This is a genomic window from Deltaproteobacteria bacterium, assembly GCA_016930875.1.
Lineage (GTDB): Bacteria > Desulfobacterota > Desulfobacteria > Desulfobacterales.
Genome location: JAFGFW010000035.1, coordinates 30,929 through 55,842, shown reverse-complemented (window position 1 = coordinate 55,842; position 24,914 = coordinate 30,929). Strand labels below are relative to the sequence as shown.

Annotated in this window: 19 protein-coding genes; 15 read left to right on the top strand and 4 right to left on the bottom strand. The window is 47.5% G+C overall.

Annotation, left to right across the window (positions count from 1 at the left end; all coding sequences use genetic code 11):
- The first annotated feature begins 370 nt into the window (after positions 1-370).
- The 15 genes from JW883_03690 (at position 371) to JW883_03620 (ending at position 20,188) form a co-directional block, all read left to right on the top strand.
- Positions 371-1,762 carry a sigma-54-dependent Fis family transcriptional regulator gene (locus JW883_03690; protein ID MBN1841371.1) on the top strand — a complete coding sequence of 464 codons (1,392 nt, stop codon included), beginning with the start codon at positions 371-373 and terminating at the stop codon, positions 1,760-1,762.
- 386 nt (positions 1,763-2,148) lie between these two features.
- Positions 2,149-2,544, top strand: a complete 396-nt coding sequence (locus JW883_03685; protein MBN1841370.1) for a prepilin-type N-terminal cleavage/methylation domain-containing protein — start codon at positions 2,149-2,151, stop codon at positions 2,542-2,544.
- Between the two features lie 135 nt (positions 2,545-2,679).
- Entirely contained in the window at positions 2,680-4,749 is a 2,070-nt protein-coding gene (locus tag JW883_03680; GenBank protein MBN1841369.1) for a tetratricopeptide repeat protein, read from the top strand.
- A 113-nt stretch (positions 4,750-4,862) separates the two neighbouring features.
- Complete coding sequence (locus JW883_03675; protein ID MBN1841368.1) at positions 4,863-5,624, top strand: glycosyltransferase family 2 protein; 762 nt, start codon at positions 4,863-4,865, stop codon at positions 5,622-5,624.
- Positions 5,617-7,386, top strand: a complete 1,770-nt coding sequence (locus JW883_03670; GenBank protein ID MBN1841367.1) for a tetratricopeptide repeat protein — start codon at positions 5,617-5,619, stop codon at positions 7,384-7,386. The genes JW883_03675 and JW883_03670 overlap by 8 nt, the downstream gene beginning before the upstream one ends.
- Positions 7,387-7,444: 58 nt before the next feature.
- Complete coding sequence (locus JW883_03665) at positions 7,445-8,422, top strand: class I SAM-dependent methyltransferase (GenBank protein MBN1841366.1); 978 nt, start codon at positions 7,445-7,447, stop codon at positions 8,420-8,422.
- 83 nt (positions 8,423-8,505) lie between these two features.
- Complete coding sequence (locus JW883_03660; GenBank protein ID MBN1841365.1) at positions 8,506-9,240, top strand: glycosyltransferase family 2 protein; 735 nt, start codon at positions 8,506-8,508, stop codon at positions 9,238-9,240.
- 10 nt (positions 9,241-9,250) lie between these two features.
- Entirely contained in the window at positions 9,251-10,846 is a 1,596-nt protein-coding gene (locus tag JW883_03655; protein ID MBN1841364.1) for a glycosyltransferase family 39 protein, read from the top strand.
- Positions 10,847-10,904: 58 nt separating this feature from the next.
- On the top strand, positions 10,905-12,656 hold the full coding sequence (locus tag JW883_03650) for a tetratricopeptide repeat protein (protein ID MBN1841363.1): 1,752 nt from the start codon (positions 10,905-10,907) through the stop codon (positions 12,654-12,656).
- Between the two features lie 28 nt (positions 12,657-12,684).
- Positions 12,685-14,160, top strand: coding sequence for a glycosyltransferase family 39 protein (locus JW883_03645; GenBank protein MBN1841362.1), 1,476 nt, complete (start codon positions 12,685-12,687; stop codon positions 14,158-14,160).
- Between the two features lie 102 nt (positions 14,161-14,262).
- A complete protein-coding gene (locus JW883_03640; protein MBN1841361.1) occupies positions 14,263-15,210 on the top strand; it encodes a glycosyltransferase family 2 protein in 948 nt (315 codons plus the stop codon).
- 113 nt (positions 15,211-15,323) lie between these two features.
- On the top strand, positions 15,324-16,514 hold the full coding sequence (locus JW883_03635) for a glycosyltransferase family 4 protein (GenBank protein ID MBN1841360.1): 1,191 nt from the start codon (positions 15,324-15,326) through the stop codon (positions 16,512-16,514).
- 95 nt (positions 16,515-16,609) lie between these two features.
- Positions 16,610-18,028, top strand: coding sequence for a glycosyltransferase (locus tag JW883_03630; protein ID MBN1841359.1), 1,419 nt, complete (start codon positions 16,610-16,612; stop codon positions 18,026-18,028).
- A 180-nt stretch (positions 18,029-18,208) separates the two neighbouring features.
- A complete protein-coding gene (locus JW883_03625) occupies positions 18,209-18,808 on the top strand; it encodes a methyltransferase domain-containing protein (GenBank protein MBN1841358.1) in 600 nt (199 codons plus the stop codon).
- A 270-nt stretch (positions 18,809-19,078) separates the two neighbouring features.
- Positions 19,079-20,188 (top strand): glycosyltransferase family 4 protein, encoded by a 1,110-nt coding sequence (locus tag JW883_03620; GenBank protein MBN1841357.1) that lies wholly within the window; start codon positions 19,079-19,081, stop codon positions 20,186-20,188.
- Positions 20,189-20,213: 25 nt separating this feature from the next.
- On the opposite strand, the gene JW883_03615 is transcribed toward JW883_03620, so the two are convergent.
- The 4 genes from JW883_03615 to JW883_03600 are packed head-to-tail and all read right to left on the bottom strand — an operon-like array spanning position 20,214 to position 24,843.
- Positions 20,214-21,368: a glycosyltransferase gene (locus tag JW883_03615; protein ID MBN1841356.1), complete on the bottom strand. Its 1,155-nt coding sequence runs from the start codon at positions 21,366-21,368 to the stop codon at positions 20,214-20,216.
- Between the two features lie 37 nt (positions 21,369-21,405).
- Positions 21,406-22,194 carry a hypothetical protein gene (locus tag JW883_03610; protein ID MBN1841355.1) on the bottom strand — a complete coding sequence of 263 codons (789 nt, stop codon included), beginning with the start codon at positions 22,192-22,194 and terminating at the stop codon, positions 21,406-21,408.
- Positions 22,194-23,687, bottom strand: a complete 1,494-nt coding sequence (locus JW883_03605; GenBank protein ID MBN1841354.1) for a hypothetical protein — start codon at positions 23,685-23,687, stop codon at positions 22,194-22,196. The genes JW883_03610 and JW883_03605 overlap by 1 nt, the downstream gene beginning before the upstream one ends.
- Entirely contained in the window at positions 23,656-24,843 is a 1,188-nt protein-coding gene (locus JW883_03600; protein ID MBN1841353.1) for a glycosyltransferase family 4 protein, read from the bottom strand. The genes JW883_03605 and JW883_03600 overlap by 32 nt, the downstream gene beginning before the upstream one ends.
- Positions 24,844-24,914 lie beyond the last annotated feature (71 nt).

The following is a 24,914-nucleotide window of genomic DNA, read 5'->3' as shown; positions in this document are numbered from 1 at the left end:
TACAAAAAAATGAACATCGAACATCGAACGTCCAATCGCTCGACCTTGAGGCTCTCGACAGGCATCGAATGTTGAATGGGAAAAGATGAAGAAACAGACTTATGAGCTGGAAGAAAGGCTGCTCGAGTATTCGGTACGAATCATAAAGATTGTCGAACAGTTGCCAAATACCAGTATCAAAACGGCTAAAAAGAAAAAGGAATAGTCATTCAAGGTTTGGCGTGGGATTTTTAAAAACAAATGCAATTAAATTGCGGAGCGAAGCGACATCATTATTCGACGTTCGACGTTCAATGTTCGATGTTGGACGTTCATCTTTTAATATGTTCGACATTCATCTTTCAAAATAATTCCGTACGGCATAAACCAAATGACCAACACCATGCCAAATCTACTCGTTGTTGACGATGAACTGAGCATGCGCGAGATGCTTGAGGTCATGCTCACATCAGAAGGATACAATGTGGAGTGTGCAGAGGATGGCTCCAAGGCTATCCGTATGCTCGAAAAGAAGAACTACGACCTGATCATGTGCGATATCAGGATGGGTCCTGTTGGGGGTTTGACTGTACTTCGTGAAGCAAAGAAACGCTGGCCTGAAACCGTGGTGATTATGATTTCGGCATTTGCAACCACTGAGACGGCAGTGGAGGCCATGAACCAAGGCGCCTATGATTACATTCCGAAGCCTTTCAACGTTGACGAGGTCAAACATACAATCAGGAACGCCTTGAACAGGAAAACCCTTGAACAGGAAAAGACAATCCTGGATGCTGAACTCAAAGAGAAACGCCACTTTGGGCGCATTGTAGGCAACAGCCCAGCCTTGATAAAGATCTACAATACCATTAAGCAGGTGGCTGATGCCCAAACCAACGTACTGATTACAGGAGAAAGCGGAACGGGCAAGGAATTGATTGCACAAGCCATCCATGAAAACAGCCACAGAAAGGACAAACCTTTCACAGTCATTCACTGCGCCGGCATCCCTGACACGTTGATGGAAAGCGAGCTGTTCGGCCATCGAAAAGGGGCCTTCACGGGGGCGATTGACCAGAAAAAAGGGCTTTTTGAAGCTGGCAACAGCGGCACGGTCTTCCTTGACGAGATCGCCGAACTTACCCCTGCTGTTCAGGTCAAGCTCCTCAGGGTTGTCCAGGAAAAGGCCTTCAAACCCGTGGGAGAGACCCAAGATGTTGAAGTGGACATCAGAATATTATCGGCAACCAACAAAAACCTCGAAGACGAGGTCATTGCCGGAAATTTCAGAGAGGACCTCTTCTACCGGTTAAACGTGATTCACATTGACACTCCTCCTCTAAGAGAAAGGATGGAGGATCTGCCCGCGCTGGCCCAGCATTTTCTGGAAAAATATACCAAGAATATGGGCAAATCAATCCACAAGCTCTCATCGTACGCCCTTGACATGCTCTCACGGTATGATTTTCCGGGAAATATCAGGGAACTTGAAAACATGATCGAGCGAAGTGTCGCCATGGCTACTACCAACATCATTCTCCCTGAAAGCCTTGCCCTTTCGACATACAAGCGGGCCCAAAAAAGCGGAGAAAAGGACAAGCCCTTTACCTTTGAAATACCGGCGTCTGACTTTGATTTGGACGCTGTGCTGGCTGATGTGGAACGGGGATATTTGCTCAAGGCCCTGGAGGACTCAGGAGGTGTCAAACAAAAGGCCGCAGAGATTCTGGGAATCAGCTTCCGATCTTTGCGTTATCGAATCGAGAAGCTCGGGCTTGAATAGGACGTACAAAGCTTGTCAGGTTATTGACAATTTTTGTAAGCGGCTTCTTGGCTCAGATTTTTTTCAGTCTGGTTAATTCCCTGGCGATATTATATATTATCAATTAGTTAAAAGATATTTTATTCTTTTTGGCGAGTCAGGTACGGTTTTTGCTATCTCCCGTATGCAGCCTATTTGGAAAGAATTTATGGCATGAAACAATTTTTTTCGTAATCATTGACAAACAACAACTTATCTAAGACCGAAGGGAGGTGAGCGAAAAATCAGGATGGCAACAAATAGAATCTTTGGATTTTACGAGTCATTTTAGATGGATTTCAATTTTTAAGCGGCCAAGCCGCGTTACATAGAATCGCATAGCGATTCTATTAAAGGAGGTATGAGAAATGCTTCAAAAACTTACCAAAAAGAATCAAGAAGGTTTTACCCTGATTGAGTTGATGATCGTTATTGCCATTATCGGCATCCTGGCAGCGATCGCTATTCCGAACTTTATCAGCTATCGAAAACGATCTTACAACACATCAGCTAACGCTGATATAAAAAACCTTTACACAGCATCCCAGGCATACTTCACTGATCACCCAACTTCCACTATTCAGGCTATCTTTCATGATGCCGCCGGCGACGAACTGTATGATTATGGTTTCCGGCCATCATCGGGCGTCATCACGACCGTTGGGGGCGGCGGCACCCAGGATAGCTTCAACGCAACCTCTTATCACAATTCAGGAGACAGGACATATTCGGTTGCCTACGACGGCGCGATCAGCCATAATTAGAGCTATCAGGTATTCTATTTGAAAAGGAGATAGGCCGCATAGCATGAAAGGCTTATCTCCTTTTCGCTTTTTTACAAGGCCAGCAGGCCTATGACTTCACTCTAGAATTTTGTTTGGGACACGGGCGTCACGGCCATGTCAGAAGAAAGCCCCCCCCTTTCCAGCCCGGCTCTTTCCGCACACATCTTGGTGTTCCTGATTATCACACTCTTTGGTGTGCTCATCTATGGCCATACCTTAAAGGTCCCTTTCTACATGGATGATTTCATCAACGTAAAGGATAGCCTGTACGCCATAAAATCATTATCCCTCACTGAGCTTGTCAGCGCGTCATTTAGCGGTTTTGCCCGCTACAGGCCGTTGGCCAACCTCAGTTTTACCCTGAACTACTATCTGCATGGCCTTGGCCTGCCAGGGTATCATTTGGTCAATATTGCCATCCATGTGATAAACGGTATCCTCCTCTACCTCTTTTTGTTCAAGACGATCACCCTGGCGCCTCTCCGTCACAGATGCCAGCGCCCCATGCATATTGCAGCCGTGGCCAGCCTCCTTTGGTTTGTCAATCCCGTGCAGATTCAGTCAGTCACCTACATCGTTCAGCGCATGACCAGTATGGCGACCCTGTTTTTCTTATGTTCATTCCTCTTTTATGTATATGGCCGACAGAGCACAAAAGGTTTTGCCCGCGTGAGTCTTTTTGCGTTTGCTGCCCTATTCTGGTTGTTCTCCATCGCATCCAAAGAGATCGGATTCACTATGCCTGTCTTGATATTTGCATATGAGTGGCTCTTTTTTCAGGACCTGGACTTGGCGTGGCTGAAAAGATCTTCCCTCTATGTCGTGACAGGTCTGACCGGACTGCTGACGACCGTATATCTTGTGTATCACTACAGCCCCATCAATCTCCTAACCGCCATATCTCCTGTTCGCGGATACACGGCTTTTGAGCGCTTACTGACCCAGGGCAGGGTCATCTTTGCCTATATCAACCTCTTGCTCTTTCCTTGCCCGGCAAGGCTTAACCTTAATCACGATGTTTCCGTGTCTCACAGCCTGTTTAGTCCTTTTACGACCTTTGTCTCCTTTGCTGGTCTTCTTGCCCTGTTGGTCGGAGCAATTGTTATGGCCAAACGCCATCGGCTTGTGGCCTTCTGTGTGATCTGGTTCTTTGCGAACATGGCGATAGAATCCTTGGCCGCCAGCATAGAACCGATGTTCGAGCATCGCGTGTATCTTCCTTCCATGCTGTTTTTTCTGCCTCTTGCGTGGGTGGGATTTATGAGTTTCAGCAAACCCAAAATCGTTGTTGCGGCTATGACGGTATTAATGGTCGTCTTTTCGTTCTGGACATATGAGAGGAACATGCTATGGAACGACCCTGTCGCATTTTGGGAAGATGCAGCAAGAAAATCCCCAAACCATTATCGGCCCCATTTCAACCTTGGGAACAGCTATCTCCACGGCAAGTCATACGACCGCGCAATCTTCGCCTTTCAAAAGGCTTTGACCTTGACACCGCCGTATCCCACTGAAATATATACGAATATGGGGATGGTGTACCTTGAGACAGGGCAACACGATTTGGCGCTACAGAGTCTGAACCGTGCCGTGACACTGAATCCCAACAACTACATAGCTCATGATCTCCTGGCAACCTTGAGCAAAAAAGACGAAAACCACGCGGCCGCACTAAAACACTACCAGGCAGCTATAAGGATCAATCCGAATTTTGCTGCATCGTATCACAACCTCGGGCTCCTTTACATGGACATGGGAAAGTCAGAAAGTGCGGTAAGTGCACTCCAGCAAGCGATTATCCTCAGGCCAAAGTCGACTGGAGCATACAGCAGCCTGGGCCTTGCATGGGCCAGGCAGAAACGCTACGATCTTGCCATCCCGGCGCTCCAGAAAGCCATAGGGATCGACGGCGAAAATCAGGAAGCCATGTTCAACCTTGCCACTGCTTACAGCATGATTGGACAATTTGAAATGGCAGTCCAAACATACAAAAGTCTTCTGGAAATTGATCAAAAGGATGTTGAAGCCATGCACAACCTTGGCATGATCTACCTGAAGCATCTCAAGAATATGCAACAGGCAGGGTTTTACTTCAAAAAGGCCTTGGCCGCAGACCCGGACTATGACCAGGCGGCCACGGTGAGAGACATCTTGTCCAAAATACAAGTGTCAAACTCGCAATGATACTTTTGCGAACGATTTTGAGCAAAATCGACTTTTCATGAATGCGTCAATAGTTGAACCATGATATGTGAGATCCTGTCAATTCTGGGAAACTGCCTGGAGGGGGCGCGCTTATGCTCACAGGAAAACATATAGTAGTAGTCATGCCCGCCTATAATGCGGAAAAGACCTTGAGGAGGACCTATGCGGAAATTCCAAAAGATATCGTAGACAGCGTCATTCTTGTGGACGATAAGAGCCGGGACAGAACAGCTGAAATTGCCCGCTCTATTGGAATCAATACCATCGTCCATGCCAGAAATCGTGGCTACGGGGGGAATCAAAAGACCTGTTACAAGGAGGCCCTGAAACTGGGGGCAGACATTGTCATCATGGTCCATCCCGACTATCAATATACACCAAAACTCATCACTGCCATGGCGTCCCTCATTGCCGAAGGGCTCTTTGATTGTGTACTGGGGTCGCGTATCCTTGGTGTGGGCGCACTCAAGGGAGGTATGCCACGGTACAAGTACGTAGCCAACCGCATACTCACGCTTCTTCAGAACTTTTTGATCGAATACAAGCTGTCGGAGTATCACACGGGATACAGAGCATTTTCCAGGAAGCTCCTGGAAACACTCCCCATGGAAAACAATGATGATGATTTTGTCTTTGACAACCAGATGCTTTCGCAGATTATATATGCCGGATTCGACATTGGGGAGATTACTTGCCCCACACGCTATATGGAGGATTCCTCTTCGATCAGCTTCCCTAAAGCTGTCCTTTATGGCATAGGAGTCGTCAAGACCTCGATGGCGTTTCGGTTACACCGGTGGGGAATGTACTGTAGTCGCCTCTTTGCACCCCTTGACGATGCAGAAATTGACTAATAAAGATCTCCATACGTCCTCTATTAGTACAAACCGAGCCTTCTTGCCGTATATTCTTATCAGCCTTGTTGTTTCAGTTGTCTATCTCCCGACCTTTACAGGAAGCTTCATACTGGATGACAACTCTCTGATAAGAAACAACAGATACATCAGGGAGGCACAGCCTATCTATTCTCACTTAGCCAGAGAAGATGGAATAACCGACAGTCAAGGAACAAGGAACTCGCACACCGGGTACTACAGACCGCTAACAAGCCTTTCTTATTGGCTGGATTGCAGGTTGTGGGGGATGACCCCTCAAGGCTTCAGGGCCACAAACTTGATTCTCCACCTTCTGACCTGTTTTCTCTTATTCAGGTTCCTGCTGTTTCTGGTCAATGATCGTCAGGCGGCTTTTTGGGTGACTCTTCTTTATGCCATCCACCCTGTCAACACCGAATCCGTGTCATGGATTTCCGCCAGAAACAACATACTTGTAACGCTTTTTGTGATTTCGTCTGTGTATTGTTACTTGAAAAGATGGGAAGGTGCGATCTCTCTGAGCTTCATAGCATCTGTGCTTTTCTTTGCTATGGCTGTTCTTTCCAAGGAGTTTGGTCTGTTGGTGCTTCCTTGTATCTTTTTCTACAATAGATTTCTGTCCGGAAAAAGACGAGACATTTCTCAAGAGCTGATTAGCTACCTTCCATTTATTCTGGTTCTAACTGCTTATTTTCTCCTCAGAAAGATGGTAACAGGTGCATGGCTGACACCATCGGACGCGGCAGACTTTTGGAAGAGGGTTTATTTTGCCACTTATCTTGTGGCCTGGAATCTGAAACTTGTTTTCGCCCCTTACGGGCTTCACAGTTTTATTGTTGGCTATCCAGCAGATTACCTAAACTGGCAAGCCATAGCCAGTTTTTGCGGTATGGCCCTTTTGGGCCTTGTTTTGTGGCAAATGAGGAAAAACAAGTTATTGACATTTTCGGTCTTTTCCTTCCTTGTCGCCCTGTTGCCGATCTTGAATATTATTCCTACCTCTGCAGTCACCTTGATATCTACGAGATGGCTTTACCTGCCTATGATATTCCTGTCCCTTGCCGCGACGCCGTTCATAGGAAGATCATTGAAAAGAAACCGTTTTCTCACAATAAGTATTCTTATCCCTGTGCTTGTCTATGCGGGAACTTATTCCTTTGTCCTCAATAAATACCTGTGGCATGACGAAGACGCCTTTTTCAGACAGGAGGTGTTTCACTTCAACAACTATTTCTACGCCGGTGGACTGGCTGAAAATCTTTTTAATAGCAAGGATTACCAGCAGGCTGAAAGGTATTTCAAGATGGCCATCGAGTATTATCCAGGCGAGGCCGGAAACTACATCAACTACTCCGCCTTGTTAACGGAAACTGGTCGGCCGGAAGCGGCCATTTCATTGCTGGAACAGGCCAAATCATTATCCATGAACCGCAAGAAACGCGGAGAATGGCATAACAATATTGGAACGGCGTACTTCCATTTAAGCGAGCACACAGAGGCTTTGGAGCATTATAGGAAGGCAATTGTTTTCTTGCCGGATGAATCTCAGTTCTGGGCAAATATCGGTGCGACATACGGGGAGATGGGCGATTATGATAATTGCGTTTCTGCTCTGAATAAGGGCCTTAGCATAACACCGGATTCCGTTCAGCTAAGAAAGAACCTGGCAGTTGCCTATCGTCGTATGGGTGATCGCGCCAAGGCGGTTAGGGAACAGTCGAATTCGGTTTCAAAGGACTAGAGCTTGAATTCTTTACCATCGAGCAAATCCTGTACGGTAAAGAACAGTAGGTTGAATAATGACAATGGATACCCATGACGAGCGCCCTATATGTCCGTTGTGTAAATCAAGAAGCACGCGGCCCCGCCCTGGCTACCAGCATGTTGTGCCGGGAGACTGGTCACTTTATCAATGTTCCGACTGTGGGACATCTTTTATCCATCCCATGCCTGATTCTGAGACCCTGTCCGGATACTATGACGTGGACTACTACGGCCAAGGAGGGGGAAAATTCGTCGGTTCGGTGGAAGCCATAGTCAGGTTCTTTCGATACTTACGCGCAAGGGCAGTGCGGAGGTTGATACCACAGGGCCGTGTCCTGGATGTGGGCTGTGGCAGGGGGCTGATGCTCAAATTTCTGAAGAGCTGGGGATATCGAGTTGACGGCATCGAACTCGATACCGTGGCGGGCGACCGGGCAAGCAGGAATCTGAATCAGCAGATCTTCCGCACACTGGAGGAACCGACTCAACGCCGGTCAGACCCATATCAGGCCATCTGTTTCTGGCATTCTCTGGAGCACATGCCAGAACCTGGCAAAGCCCTGGAGATGGCAGATCGCCTCCTTGCCCCTGGAGGGCTCCTGGTCATTTCAGCGCCCCATATGGAAAGCCTTCAAAGCCGCCTGTCAGGTCCGTCCTGGCTTCACCTGGATCTACCCCGTCATGTGATCCACTTTGACATGAAGCGCCTAGCCGCCTTTTTTCAGACCAGAGGCTACCGGGTCATTCACCATCGTCACTTCTCACAGGAGTATAACGTCATCGATAGCCTCTGTTATCCGTACGCCATGCTCGGATTCGGCCGGCGCTTTCCTTTTGATCTCATTCAGGGCGCTCGCAGGCACAAAGATTGCATTACTTCTAATCCTTTGAGGAAAATCATTGGGCTCTCACTCTTGCTCCATTTGACAGTCATAGCTTTCTGCAGTGCCAGCTTGTTCTCATTGTTGAAATCCGGGAGCACCGTGACCCTCTTCCTCAAAAAAACAGGATAGCTCCAAATGGCCCCACCATGCAGTCTTGTATGGCAGTTCTTTGAACAAGCCCGGTTGGAGCTGGGAAAAGCGAGTTTAATAGGATGATGCCCTATTTGTCCCTTGTCATGCCCCTTTATAATGAAGAACGCTGCCTCAGGCAGAATTTTCAAACTATCAAGTCATACCTGGACACGTTGAGAAAGGATTATGAAATTATTCTGGTTAATGACGGAAGCACGGACAGTACAGCTTCCATTGTTGATGAGATTCTCGACAATACTCCGCAAGCAAATTCCTTCAACTGCAAAAAGAACAAAGGCAAAGGACATGCAGTTAAACGCGGCATTTTGAACGCCACTGGAAAGTATATGGTCTATACTGACGCTGATCTGGCCGTGCCGGCGCATTTTATCGGCACATGTTTGAAAAAGCTGGATAGTGGAATTTCAGTGGTCATAGGATCGAGGCACCTCCCAGAGTCATCCATGAAGGTCCGTGAAGATCCGTTAAGACAATTCTTGGGGGAAGTCTTTAGATGGTTTACCCGATTTAGCCTCGGCCTGAGAATCTCAGATGTTACATGCGGACTAAAGGGCTTTGAAAAGAACGCTGCTCTAGACATTTTTTCTCGATCAAAGATTGAAAGATGGGGATATGATGCCGAAATCATTTTTGTTGCCCAAAAACTCGGTTATAGGATCGGCGAAATACCCGTAGATTGGTATCACTCTTTCGACTCAAAGGTTCGAATAGGGCCAGCTTGCATCAAAACACTTACAGAGATCCTACAAATACGCTGCTACAATGTTAAGAATGGTTACGCTCGCTGCCGTTGATGGTTGGAACATGAGGAACCAGTCCGAGACAGTGCAAGAATCATCGGATAGAAGGAACACCCTCTATCTCTTCCTCGTTTTTGCTGTGGCCTTTGCCATTCGTCTCATCCACCTGAACAGCTACACATCCTACCCATCTTTTGACATTCCTCTGGGCGGTCACGCGGCTTATGTCAAGACGGCATTTAAGATCCTTGACGAAGATATCCTGGGAGGAACGGAGATATTCTTCGACAACAGCCCGATCTACTCCTATATCCTGGCAGGGATGTTCAAAACATTCGGCATCGATTTCTATGCAGTGCGCCTTGTTCAGATTCTTATCGGCAGCATCAATTGCTGCTTGATTGCCCTAATTGCCAGACACTATTTCGGAAAAACAGCCGCCCTTGTTTCAGGAGGGATAGCCACCCTGTATGGGCCCTTCATATTTTATGACGCAGAAATCATAGTCCTTTCATGGGTTGTTTTCTTCTGTCTTGTTTCCATTCTTATCATCATGAGAGACGAGCAAGCCGGGGCGAAAAAGATGTGTCTTGCCGGTTTTTTCGTGGGGGCTGCTATCATGGGAAGGCCAAATATGGTTCTATTTCCGGCCCTGCTTGCGCTCTACTTTCTTTTTGGCAAGAACGGATTGAAGGTCGCACACCGTGTCCGATCCTATGCGTGGTTTTGCATTGGGGTATTCATAATGCCCGGCCTGTTTATGGCCAGAAACTATGCGGTATCAGGAGAAGTTCTTCTCCTCAACCCGTCCGGAGGTCATAACTTCTATTTTGGACATCACAAGGGGGCAAGCCCTACCTTTAACGAAGAGTTGAGGTTCACTGGGGCTATCTTGCTGAAATATAAAGAAAAGGCTGAAGCAGATCTTAAAAGGCCGCTCTCTTCAAAAGAAGTGTCAGGCTATTGGTATAAAAAGGGACTCAGGTTCATCATTGAAAATCCGCATGAAGAGCTGAAGCTAATGCTGAAAAAGACGCAGTTCTTCTTCAATGACGTGGAAATGCCCACCTATTTCAACTACTACTTCAACCGGAACTATTCTGCAGTGCTGAAGCATCCGGTCTTGACCTTTGGTCTTGTTTTCCCTTTGTCCGTGTTGGGGTTTGCCGTTACCCTGCGAAAGAGCCGGGAATTAATGGTGTTGCACCTCTTTTTCTTGACCTCTTTTCTGTCTGTATTGATCATTTTTGTTATATCCCGGCTGCGAATACCCGCCATTCCGATATTCATTATTCTTGCCGCAGTCGGCGTTCTTGCCGTAATCGGGTGGTGCAAGGAGAGAGCGGCCAAGCCTCTTGTTCTGAGCGGTATTCTGATTGCGCTTCTTTTCTGGATAACCTTCACCCCGTTAGCGCAATTGAACTATGCTGATCCGTATAATAAGCTTGGGGTTGTATATTGGTACAAGGGTAAAATCCCGGAGGCTGAGAGGTCGTTCCTGAAGGCCTTGGAATTTAGGCCGGACTTTGAGTATCCGCTGCTTAACCTGGTAAAGATGTTCAGCCAGCAGAAAAACATTGAGAAAGAGACCAAGTACAGGGAGATGCACAATACCTGGAAACAAAGAGACGGGCTGGAGAATGGCAAAAAAGCCGTGTGAGATCTAAAGCATAAACTGGCCCAAATGATGATCAAGCCCCGGGAAAGATTCCATCACAATGGGAACTATCAGCATTAATCGTCGTCATCTATCCGTCATAGCCGTCCTGTTTCTGGCCGTCACAACCGCAGCCGTCTTCTGGCAGGTGCTCGATCATGGATTCATCAACTTTGATGACGACGTATACGTTACACAGAATCGTCATGTGCAGGCAGGGCTGACGAGCAAAGGCGCTGTCTGGGCTGTCACTAATACGGAGGCTGGCTTTTGGATTCCATTGACATGGCTGTCACTCATGTTGGACGGATATCTCTACGGGCTGAACCCGTGCGGGTATCACCTGACGAACCTGCTGCTTCACATAGCAAATACGCTGTTGCTTTTTCTGATTCTCACACGTATGACAGGCGCGCTCTGGCGAAGCGCCTTTGTTGCGGCACTGTTTGCGCTGCACCCCTTGCACGTAGAATCCGTTGCGTGGGTGTCTGAACGCAAGGATGTTCTTGCCACCCTTTTCTGGATGCTGACAATTGGGTTTTACATCCGTTACACGGAATCTCCTGGCACAGGCAGATACCTGTTATGCCTTCTTGTCTTTGCCCTCGGCCTCATGGCAAAACCAACGCTTGTGACACTGCCGTTTGTACTGCTCTTGCTTGACTACTGGCCACTGGGCCGCTTTCGGCCCGGCCATGCCGAGCAACCGCGCAAATCCACGGGGTTCAACCATCAAAGGTCGCACCTTGTTCGTTTGATCCTGGGAAAGACCCCGTTGATTGCCCTTGCAGGAATTTCGTGTCTCTTGACTCTTACGGCCCACCAACGCCTTGGAGCGGTTGTGCCCCTGGAATCCGTCCCATTGCAGGCCCGCATCGCCAATGCTCTGGTATGCTATGCAGGCTACATCGGAAAGATGATCTGGCCTCACAACATGGCCGTATTTTATCCACACCCTGCAGGCGTGCCGGTCTGGCAGGCAGTCGGGGCAGGCTTATTGCTGGTGTGCGTATCGCTTGTCGCGGTAAGGGCAGCGCAAAAACGGCCTTATCTCATTGTCGGGTGGCTGTGGTATCTTGGAACTCTTGTGCCCGTTATCGGGTTGATACAGGCTGGATCACAGGCCATGGCAGACCGGTGGACGTATGTGCCACTCATCGGGCTCTTTCTGATTATTGCCTGGGGGCTTAACGAGTTAGTGGCAAAGTGCAGGTTGCCAGGCATCCTGGTTGTCGTATTGGCGGGAATATTGCTTTCCACCCTCATTGTGTGCACACGGCTGCAGGTGCAGCGCTGGCACAACAGCATCACGCTCTTTGAACACACGCTCAATGTAGCGGCTGACAATCATCTTGTTCACAGCAACCTGGGAAATGCCCTGGCCCGGCAGGGGAGGTTTGATGAAGCCATCGTCCACTTTTCACAGGCGCTCCGGATCAAACCGCATGATGCAGAAATACACAACAACATCGGCAATGCATTGGCCGCAAAGGGAAACCTTGACAAAGCTATCGCGCATTTTACAGAGGCGCTAAGTATCAAACCCGATCATGCCGGGATGCACTATAACCTGGGAAGCGCTCTGGCCCGGCAGGAGAGGCTTGATGAAGCCATCGTCCACTTTTCACAGGCGCTCCGGATCAATACCGGGTTTGCGATCGCGCACAACAATCTTGGAATCGCTTTGGCAAGAAAGCGGAAACTTGATCAAGCCATCGCGCATTTTACAGAGGCGGTCCGGATCAAGCCCGATTTTGCAGAAGCACAAAACAACCTTGCAATTGCTCTAAGCAAGCAGCAAGAATCTCGATGACATGACTGTGTGGCAGGGAGATCAATAGATGGCGCCGCGGATTCAGATCAAACCGATAGGCTCGTTCTCTTTCCTGCTCGCCCTGCACGTCCTTTTCCTTGTCTCGTATGCTATGCTCATGCCTGCCTTTGAAGGGGCTGACGAACCAGAACACCTTCGATACATCGAAACAGTGTACAACGGAGAGAAAATCCATCCCATTGACCGGTCTGACCCTCGCCGATATGGCATCGAGGTCTACCAGCCACCGCTCTATTATCATCTATCAGCCCTGGTTGCCAGGATGTTCCCGGTGGTTTTCCCCGATCATTTGGCCGTCAATCCTGACAAGAATCCCAGGTTCCCTTTTCTGGCTCATGATGATCCGGGCGAGATTTTCCCCTTTGATCCTCCTCGCCGAACGCTTCGCCTTTTTCGCGCCCTGTCAATCATCTTTGGAATCGCTGCATTTCTCCTCTTCGCCCAAATCCTGCGCCTGCTCATGCCGGAAAGCCCGCAAGCGGCAAGCATTATTCTCCTTGTGGCGGCGCTTTGGCCGAACAATCTTCAGATACTCTCTGTCGTTTCAAATGACGGCCTTGTCTACGTGCTGAGTCTAGCTCTCATTCTTACTGTTCTCAACTGCATTCAGGACGACAGGCCTTCCCATAAACAGGGGCTTGTTGTCGGAACCTTCTTCGCCCTGGGGTGCCTTACCAAGATGACTATATTACTCACGGCTAGTGCACTCTTTGTCGTTATCATATTAGACTCCATTCTTGACAGGCATCGAGGCCGGGCTTATCTAAGGATCTTACCAGCCGTTCTTTTGCCCATATTTTTGCTTAGCGGGCCTTTTTTCGTTTCTCAAATGATATGGTATGGGAGTCCGACTGGGGAAGCCCTCCTTAAAATACTCACGCCCGCGTGGATCCAGCCCTCGCCCCGCTCCTTTAGCACAATTATACACGCTATGTTGGAGATACTCCCCGGCAGTTTCCTCGCGGATCTCTGTTGGCAGCAACTAACCTTGCCTTTTGTCTCCCTGCAACTTTTTGTGCTTTGGGTTTTTTTCAACGTGTTGATGGGGATTCGAACAGCGTTCCTTGGCTTTAGAAGACCACCCCGCGAACAGATATTGCACCAGATGCTTGTCTTCACCTCGTTTTTCTTTATGTTCTTTGCTGTGTATCGCATTTCCGCACAATGGATCGGAATGCAGATTCGCCATGTTTGGAACCTCTGGCCAATCACATTGCTGGCCCCCTATTGTGCAATCCGTGAGATGAAACTCCTGAAAGGGATTAACAGGAAACGGATTCTCAACATTATCTTTTGCGGACTGATGTGTGTCCTCGTTTCCATAAACTGCCTGGTCATCTACAATTTCATCATAACCTATAAACCGCTTGAAAGGGAATCGCGTGCTGACCTGAACTACTCTCTTCTGATTAACTACTGGGTACAGAGTCCTGGCATGGGAGTTCAGTACCTCCAGGAAGCTGCCCGGTCTGATTCGCAATAGAATTGGCACATGACTTGCTATAAGTGACAATTGGAACTATATTCCGCTCACGTTTGGATGAATGCAAACTGGGTAAAATCTGCAAAACACGTTAGAGCAACTATGCATTTGAACAAGACTGTAGCGGTCGTCGTACCTGCCTACAACGAAGCAGAGCTGATTGCAAAGGCTATCTCGGCTGTTCCCGCGTTTGTGGACACCATTATTGTGGTGGATGACGCAAGCACGGACCGGACTGCCGGCATTGTAAAAGACCTCATTGAATCAGATTCCAGGATAGAGTTAGTTGTTCACCTCTCTAACCAAGGCGTGGGAGGGGCTATTGTCAGCGGTTATAAGAAGGCCTTGGCCATGGCAGTCGACGTAACGGCGGTGATGGCCGGTGATGCCCAGATGGACCCAGATGACCTCCTTGACCTTATTGAGCCGGTCTGCCGTAACGAAGTGGATTATGCAAAGGGGAACCGTCTCTTCACTGGCGAAGCGTGGAGCATGATCCCCAAAGTTCGATACATTGGAAACGCATTTTTGTCTCTCCTCACAAAAGTAGCCTCGGGATATTGGCAGGTTGCTGATTCCCAATGTGGCTACACAGCCATTTCCGGAACGGCTTTGCAGCATATCCCCCTTAATTCCATTCACAAGCGTTATGGCATGCCAAACGATATGCTTGTTAAACTCAATATTGAGAACATGAGGGTAAGAGACGTAGAGGTAAAGCCCGTTTATGATATCGGTGAAGAATCCGGAATCCGCATATGGAAGGATGGGCCTTTCATTACACTGCTTCTCCTTCAAGGGTTCTTTAAGAGACTCACATACAAGTATATCATCAGAGATTTTCATCCATTGGTTTTCTTCTACTTTCTGGGCCTGTCTCTCACGCCGGCCGGCACACTTCTCGGGCTTTACCTGTTGATCCTGAGGGCTACCGGGACTCCGGTTGCTGCAACGAGCGCTCTCTTTGCTTCGTTTTTGTTCATATCCGGCCTGCAATCCCTTTTCTTTGCCATGTGGTTTGATATGGAATACAATAAAAATCTCAAATAGACCATGTGTCCGTTTGTCTATATCTTGTATCTTGCCTACAGCAGTATTTTTTGAAATCCCAATCTTAAATGGGGAAGAGACGACTCAGATAAAGGTAGTTCATGAAGGTTTGCATGGTAACAACATCATATCCCAGATATGAAGGCGATTTTGCGGGCGCTTTCTTGTATCAGATCTGCAAAGAATTGGGAAAGTTCGATGTTGAAGTGATGATCGTGGCTCCCAACGATGCGCAATCGAAGAGAGATGAACGTCATGGGAACGTTGAAATAAGGCGCTTCAATTACTTTATGAAAAGTCATCAAGGCATTGCTTACGGCTATGGAGGCATCCTGGCAAATATTAGGAAAAGACCATGGCTTGTTCTTATTCTACCTTTTTTTCTCTTTACGTTTTTCACAAACGTGCTGTCTGCAGCAAGAAGATGCGATCTTATTCACGCGAATTGGATCCCGACTGGCTACATGTGTACATTTATCAAGCTGCTCCTGCGAAAGCCTCTCATTTTAACGGTTAGAGGGAAAGATATCAATCTTTACGAGAAGAAACGAGGCGCCTTTCATATCTTATCACGGATATTCTTCCCACGCGTTGATCTCTTTACCACGGTGAGCGACGAATTCGCTCATTTTCTAAAAGATGAGCCCGTTGTCAGACCTGAAAAGGTGTTTTTAATTCCCAACGGGGTATCCAAGGTAAGAATCGACATGGAGCATCTGGAAGGACACAAACTCCGGTATGGCGTACCCCAAGACGGACTCAAGGCAATCTATGTGGGTAGTCTGACAGAACTTAAGGGGGTTCGGTGGCTTGTGCAGGCCTGGAGCCTCGTCGTTAAGGAGTACCCGGAGGCAAGGCTATTCATAATAGGCGACGGAGATGATCGAAAGCACTTAGAAAACATGGCAACAAGACTAGACTTGGAGAAAAGAATTATCTTTTATGGCTACCAACAGACTCATACCATCCCCTATTGGCTCGCATGCGCTGATGTCTTCGTCCTGCCAAGTCTTTTTGAGGGAAGGCCGAACGTGCTGTTGGAGGCATTTCAAAGCCAGCTCCCAGTGGTTGCGACCGATATTGCCGGCATCCGAGAGCTTCTACAGGATGGAGCAAACGGATTTCTCGTACCGGTTGAAAATCCGGAAGCCTTGGCAAGCAAAATCCTAGAGTTGTTTTCTTCTGAGGAAATCAGAAAAAAGATGGGAAAGGCAGGAAAGGAATTGATCAGGGCAAGGGGTTTAACGTGGAAAAATTGTGCGGAGAGATACTACTGTCTCTATAAGCACTTGCTGAGCACATGAACGTCTGAAACTTATGAGTGATAAGAGTTAGGTGAGAAGTGGCAGGAAAGAGGCAGTGGGAAAGGCCGAAGGGACAAGTCAGGGGAGCTTAAAGAGTGGAGGATAAAAGGAAAGAGGAAATTAGGAAACGCTTTGATGCCCTGGCAGAGAAATGTCAATACTGGAAAGAGCGGAATAGATACTATTATGATAACCAAGAGAGGTATTTCCGATTTCTGGTTCCGGAAGGCCTTTCAATACTGGAGCTTGGCTGTGGCACTGGACATCTTTTGGCTGCCTTGAAGCCGAAACGTGGAGTTGGAATAGATTTCAGTTCAGAAATGCTGAGAATAGCAAAGGAGCGATATCCCGAATTAGAATTTCGCTTAGCTGATATGGAACAAGTAGAAGGCTGGGGAGAGACTTTTGATATATTGATAATGCCTGACATTGTGGGGCATCTCATGGATATCGAGGCAACCTTCAGAGGGCTTCACACCTTTTGCCGTCCAAGTAGCCGCGTCATCGTATCCTATTACAATTTTCTTTGGGAACCGATTCTTAACATAGGAGAGGCTTTGGGGTTGAAGATGCCCCAGCAATACCAGAACTGGCTATCTTCCGAGGATATATGCAACTTGTTGTCGTTGGCACAATTTCAGGTGGTAAAATCCGAATGCCGTTTGCTTGTTCCAAAGAGAATCCCGTGGTTCAGTGATTTTGTTAACCGATATCTTGCTTCTCTTCCAGGCTTGAGAAAGCTATGTCTGTGCCGCTATATAGTCGCCCGACCGGTGGGTCAAACAGAGAAACAAGACCTCTCCACAACGATCGTGATACCCTGTCGAAACGAGAAGGGTAATATTAGGGCGGCAGTGGAACGAATCCCTGCATTTTGTAAACATCAGGAGATAATCTTTGTTGATGGGCGTTCTACGGATGGTACCCAGGAAGAGGTGGAGAGGGTTATTAAGGAACAACCCCATAAGGATATCAAATTCATGGTGCAGGACGGTGAGGGGAAGGGAGACGCGGTAAGAAAAGGATTCAACTCCGATAAAGGCGATATTCTGATGATACTCGATGCTGATCTCAGTGTTCGCCCTGAAGACCTGCCCAAGTTCTACAGGGCCCTTGTGGAAAATCACGGGGAGTTCATCAATGGCTGCCGACTCATATACCCCATGGAAAAGCAGGCCATGAGATTCCTGAATTTTCTTGGGAATAAATTCTTTTCCATAATGTTCACCTGGATCCTGAACCAGAGATTCAAGGATACTCTATGTGGAACAAAGGCTCTTTTTCGAGAAGATTATGAGAAGATTCGGGCCAACAGGAGCTATTTTGGAGACTTTGATCCTTTTGGTGACTTTGATCTGATTTTCGGGGCAGTGAAACAGAATCTCAAGGTGGTGGAAGTCCCCATACGATATCGTGAAAGGACCTATGGCAGCACCAATATCAGCCGATTCCGACATGGGTGGCTTCTGCTGAAAATGACTATATTCGCTTATCGAAAGATCAAAGCCATTTAGAAAACCGGGTTGCATTTGAATTTTGGATCTTCACATTTGGGTGTAACAACAGCTCGAGCGTCGCTTGATATTTTAGCTGAGCGGCGGCGGATATGGAGATCCAAAAAAATCTTAGAAAGGCTGTACCATACATGGTATCGTCTCATTGTAAATGCTCTAAGGCCCGGAAATAGTCTTGAGTTGGGGGGAGGCAGCGGGAATTTAGGAGAGTTTTTCCCTGATACAATTAGTTCCGATATTCTCTTTGCTCCATGGCTGGATGCCGTACTGGACGCCCATGTTCTTCCCTTTAAAGATGAGAGCCTGCATAACATAGTCCTTTTCGATGTGATTCACCACCTTACGGAACCGGCTCGTTTTTTTTCTGAAGCAGAAAGGGTACTGACAAAAAAAGGGAGGATTATTGCGATGGAGCCCTATATCTCTTGGACCTCTTTTTTTGTCTATAAGTTCCTCCACACCGAAGGCATGGTTTGGCAGATTGACCCATTCAAAATGAGTCGTCCGGAGAGAGAAAAGGACCCGTTTCATGGCAACCAGGCTATACCCACACTGATATTCAAGAAATATAGAGAACGGTTTATTAAGGATTTCCCTCGTCTCAAAATCATCCGCGAAAAAAAGACGGATTTTGTCATTTATCCTTTAAGCGGTGGATTCCATAATCCTAGTCTATGCCCATTATTCCTTTGGCCAGTCCTTCAGTATCTGGAGAAGCTATTGCGTCCCCTGGACAGATTCATTGCTTTTCGTCTTTTCGTAGTTATCGAGAAAAATTGAAATACCATCTGGGAGGAAATCTTTCTTGCAGTTTGGACAAAATGAGAGCCTTGTATGACCATACAATTTTCGTCTTCAGAGAATAGCCGTTGATAACATTATGAATAAACGATGTGTTTTTTGGCACAAGCTGCAAGTGCGGTGCAGATTTGGTGAAATGCAGACCCCGAGCAGTGATCGCCATTGTCAATATGATTAACATGCCAGCTAGCAGTCTATTTCTCAAAAACTAAGAAAGCTCCTCATTCTGCGGAGGCCTCGGACATACAGATGACGAATTACAAAAAAAGGGTTTGCTTTTTCTCACCATCCGCTGCTCCGCTTTTTTACAAAGATATTGATCACGTCTTCGGAGGGGCTGAAGTTCAACTTTTCCTTTTGGCCAAAGAATTGGCCAAGGACGACCGTTTTTCCGTGTTTTTTCTGGTAGGGGACTTTGGGCAAAGGGACGCGACAATTCATGGAGTGAATGTCCGAAAAACGTATCAATTGAGGTTGAATTTCTTTTCTCTGTTTAAACAACCTCTCAAGGTCTGGACCGACCTACTGAAACTTCGTCCGGATATTGTCATACAGCGTTCCGCAGGCGTTGATACCGCCTTCATTGCCGCATTCTGCAAGTTATTGAAGAAAAGGTTCATCTTCAGCATAGCCCACTCGAGAGATATTGACGGAACCTTTGTCAGGGACCAAGGGCTTAAGGGTCGCTTATTCAGCGCCGGCTTTAAGATGACAGACTTCGTTGTCGCTCAAAGCTCAGAACAATTGCAGATCGTCAAGAAGAGCTTTGTGGCCAAGAGGTGTCAAATGATACCTCCGGGATATCCTGCTAGGAGAATACAAAATGCCGCTCGGGGACGCTATATATTGTGGGTCGCCAGGGGTGAAACATGGAAACAGCCTGAGATTTTTCTTAAGCTAGCGGTGGATTTCCCGAGGGAAAGATTTTTCATGGTAATGCCCAAATCTCCCAAGGCCCTGGGGTTTTGGCAAAGGATAGAAAATCAAACTCGGAGAATGTCGAATTTACATTTTGTGGAAAAACTCCCTTTTGAGAAAATTGATAACCTTTTTGAGAAATCGTATCTCCTTGTGAACACGTCATCAAAGGAGGGCTTCCCTAATACCTTTATTCAGGCAGCACGAATGGGTGTACCAATATTGTCATTACAGGTTGACCCGGACGGCTTTATCAGAAACAACAGACTTGGAGCGGCTTGCGACGGCCATTATGCCAGGCTAAAGACGAATCTCCATTTATTGGTTTCCAATGATGATCTGTACAATGTGTTTAAGCATAATTGCCTTAAATATTTCATTCAGAAGCATGATATAACCAAAATAGCTCAATCGTGGGAGGAGACCCTCTCAGCCCTTTGATCGGTACAAGTGAGAATCGCGTTTTTCATGTTGTGTCAGTCCAATCCTTTGAAAGCACACTTAGGAAAACCTCCTCATACTTTTTCCTCAGTTTGGGAACGACAAAGTCTGCCGCTCGTCTGCTGCCTTCCCTTGAGAGCATAATCAACCGTTCCCGATCGAGGGCTAGAGATTTTAATATGCTGCCAAGCTTATCCGCGTCTCCAGGTGGGAAAACAACCCCTTGTGATGAATTTGTTAGAACATCTCGGGAACCAGAAACCTCGCTAACCACGACCGGTAAACCCTCTGCCATTGCCTCAAGCATGACGTTAGACATACCTTCGTACAATGAAGACGAAACTAAAAGATCAAAATCGGGAAAGAAAGTTTCCGGATTAGAAACAGGTCCTTTTAGCATCACTACGTCACCAAGCCTGTACTTCACAATATCTCTTTCAATCTTCCTTTTGTAAGGACCATTCCCGAAAATCTCCACGCTAAGCGGAACATCTCCGGATATCTTTGCTACGGCCCTGAGCAGAGTTGTGTAATCCTTTTGAGCGATCAGCCGGCCTACACTCACTATTCGAAGGTGATCATCTTGCCTTGACCGCCCATGTTCACGAATGCCACAGTGGACTCGACCCACTTCCAGAAGATTGGGCAGATAAAGGCATTTCTCCGGACCTAACCCGAATTCATTAATGAGGTCTATCCGAGCCAGATTCCCATTGCACAAAATCAAATCTGCCTTTGGGTAATACGAGCAAATACTCTTTTTAAACAGTAGGTTGCTAAGCCTAGTGCTATCCAGCAACTTCGATAACGTATTAGCCACCTGAATGATGACCCCGCATTTCAAGTCACCTCTGTCTTTCGCTTTGGCTAGGCCAACATTCAGTTTGATCCATCTTGAATAGACCAGATCAGGCTCTAATGTTGCACAAAGCTCGACAAGCCGACGATGGCGCAGTCTTCTTTGCAGAAATGTGTCTTTGTCTTGCAAAACAGTAACACTAAAGCCTTTGGCCTCCATTGACATCCGCCAGGCATCAGGGACCGGCTTTGCAACTGCCATAGTAACCTCAAAGGCCTCCTTCACTGCCTCGGCAACGAGAATACTCTGTCTTTCCGCCCCTCCTCCACTGTGCTGCATCATCACTACCAAAACGTGGGGTTTTTTCCTTGAATATGCCATGACATCTCTCTTCTTGAAAGGGAAGAGGGCGCTCCATCTATTCAGGCGTCAACTTGTCAAATACCTTGTCAGACAACACTGTAGCAACCTCCCGGGGCAAACCGTTGTTTTCAACTCTCAAGAGAGGTCTCCCACTCTCTTTTGCCCATTCCAATGCGTGACTAACATACTCCTGACAGCCTGCGAGGAACCAGGTTGCTGATGAACATTTCGTTTGATTCAACCGGCCTGGTTGGCCTCGCGCTTCTATCCTTTTCAAACATTCTCCATGATCCGCTTCCACAAGTATCAGAAGGTCCGGCGACGGCACAGCGTTGAAGTAAGGAGACACAGACTCAGCAGCAAGGGCCTTCCTGTGTGGTGAAGCCGAAACGAACAAGCTGGTTCCTCTCTGGAAGAATCCTTCATCAAAGGGAACCACAGCGGCTTCTTCAATGTATTCTTTAATCGTCTGGTAGTCTATGGCTGTCCGCAGAAATCTTGAAAGAGCAAGCTCACGTGCTTCGGCTGACATTAGTCGAAAGGGCTCGGATTTCAGTATGACCTCAAGGGATGTGCCTTTATATGACAGAAAACGGTTTTGGGCGACAAATCTACATCTTGACCTGATAAAAAGGGAGTTCAGGAATTTTGCTCCCACATTATCTGGAAGAATTCGGAACACAAAGTGGGTAATGATATCATCTCTGCTTTTCTTGAGTGAAGACAAGAGAGCATCCTCAACATCCAAACACCTCTGGCCCTTCAGCCTGAGCCTCTTTATCATACCATTCTTGAGGGTCGTCTTGCCTGCACCGGGCATACCGAAAAATTCTACGTGAAACATTATAACGATTCCCAGATTCTTCTCTTTATGTCTAACAAAACATCTGAATAAGGCAGATTTCCATCTATCACATCAATGACGTGTGAATCCTCAAGTGCATCGACTGCCCTTGCCTTGGCTTCATGAACTCTCAGTTCCACATCTCCCTTTCGTTCACGAAGTTTGTCAACCCTGGTTTGCAAAACAAACACCTTGCTTGGCAATTGAATCTTGGAGTAATAGCTCTCTTCCTGTTCAGATAGTCTGCTGGTCTGCCCACGAAGCTCTCCTTTTATTCTGGGCCCATCCATCGGCTCTTCCATCTCATGGAATGCGGGGAGGGGATAACGATCTGCAACCACTATCCTGCCTATAGAGGCAAACTGCCGAGATGCTGCGAATACGCTCAAGCGTTTCCTGGCAATGAAAACCCAGCGCCTGGCGCTTGCCTCTTTCGCCACCAAGTCGAGTGGACGGATCAACATTTCGATGGGACATAGCTTTTTCAGCAGTCTAAAAAAATTAGCGACCAAGACAACAAGCCGGACACCGATCGTTTTCGGTATCCCAAAATAGGAAGTCTTCACAGCAAGTTTCCAGGACAGCCATTCACTTAAATCCTTTGTCAAGGTCGATTTTCCGGACCCGTCTGCTCCAACAAGAACGAATATTTTCCCTCCCCCTGCCACTGTCTTCTTCCTTGGCGGGAAACGTCTTCTGACCAGCGGGAAGGCTCGTAAACCGGCGACAAATCTCCTTGGGAAAACCAAAATAGTAGAAGACTCCCGATACGACTTAAGCCCTTTGAGGATGTGGGTCCTTACCTTCATGACAGTTCCTATCGTAGGGTGCCCCCTTCTTAGTCTATTGAGGTAGGACGCTAATATGGATTGGGACAGGGGAAGGTGAGTCACCGACAAAAAATCGAAAAATCTCCTCTCGTCATAATGCTTCAACAAAAACCTGAACTCAGCCATGACGTTTTCAGGATAAACGTCAATACCTGGTTTGATCAGCCCCCTAAAAACTGACGTAAGGCCAAGTTTCATGTTTGCCCGTATGCTGAGCAAAAGCAGTTCTATCTCTGCACAAGGCACGTTGACGTCCCGGAGGACCCTAAGATTGTCAAAAATTACGCCTTCAATTGGCAAATGATACTCCTTTACGTGCCTTCTGCCCAAGACAACTTTGTAGTGAACGTGCAAATGAAGCAGTTTTCCAGTATCATAATCGAAGCCCAGATAGTCCTCGGTGCCTGGATATTGCTTTTCCGGCGGAGAAATAACCCTCTTGAAAGAAAACATCTCAAGGGCCTGCTCAAACCTGGACTTTTCATCCCCATGAATCAACAGGTCAAGGTCTGTCTCTCCCGCCAAGGCCTTGGTGAGACGACAATTGCTCTTCCAGTGGCAATACGTTATTTCTTCTTGCGAAAGGGTCAAGAAAAAGGACTTGCATAGCTTGAGAGGCTCAATCATCTCGTCAGGACGCGCCGCATTGTGCTGCATGTTCAAAAAACATTTCCCTCATCCACGTCACGATTCGCCGAACCCGGTTCTCCCAGGAGTAGCCTTCTGCATCTCGTCTGGCCTGTTCTCCAATATTTTTCGCTGAGTCTGGATGCTGAAGCAACCACTCAATGCCACCAGCCAAGGCTTTACCGCTACCCGGCGGAACAAGGACGGCGTTTCGCCTATCCTGAAGGATTTCCCTGACTACTGGAAAATCTGTAGCCACTATTGGACGTCCACTTGCCAGGTAGTCAAACATCTTCATGGGTGACATGTAATTATGGCTTGGAGTGGCTTCGCTATAGGGCATGACGAGAATGTCAGACGCCGCAACGTAACCCGGCAATTCCGACTGGGAAACAAAGCCAGCAAATCTAACATTGGACAAACCCAGATCTTGAACTAGAGCATCACATCTTTGAATATCATCGGATTCACCACCTACGATGAGGAAAAAGAGGCTATCCAACAACTTGGCACATTCCAGCAATTCTTCAATACCTCTTCCCTCATACAGATGCCCGCTAAATCCGACTATCGTCTTTACCTTCGGAAGCCTAAGCGATCTCCTAATCACATCTCTTGATTCGGTCAGTACAAACCGCCTGACATCAACACCATTCGGGGCGATTAGTATGCGTTCCCGTGGTACCCCCCGGTCCTCATAGGCTTTTGCTCCGGCCTGGGTTGTTACCACCATAGCGACCCTTCGCGCGCGGTTTCTCAACATTCTTATCCAGTGGGGCAGAAGGGAGTGTTGGCTGACTTTAAGATAATTGTGAGATTCGAAAATGGATATTCTCCCGTATAATGCAGCCAGATAAGCCAGTTCAATGTGTCTCGAATAGATCAACGATTTGCCCTTAAGCGCTGCATAAGATACTGCCAGCATGCCATATCCGGCGTGTCCGAGCAAAGAACAGAAGTAAGGACAAGGAAAGTAAGTTATCTTGAAACTCTCCGGAACCTGGTAAAAGTCCCAAATCGTCCTTCCCTGCAATGATGTCTCACAGGAGGGGACCTGTCCTCTCGGCACTACAAGTTCGACATCAAAGCCATGACGAGCCAATTGACTGCAAGTGTTCATTACCGCCACGCCGTCGGCTTTGCGGGATGGGATCTTCCCATTGTTAGTCATATAGGCAATCTTTAATTGCATTGGGTATCACCGAGGAGTGGCACACATGAAAGAAACGACGAGAGAACTCGGGAAAGAATCTAGAGTTACGA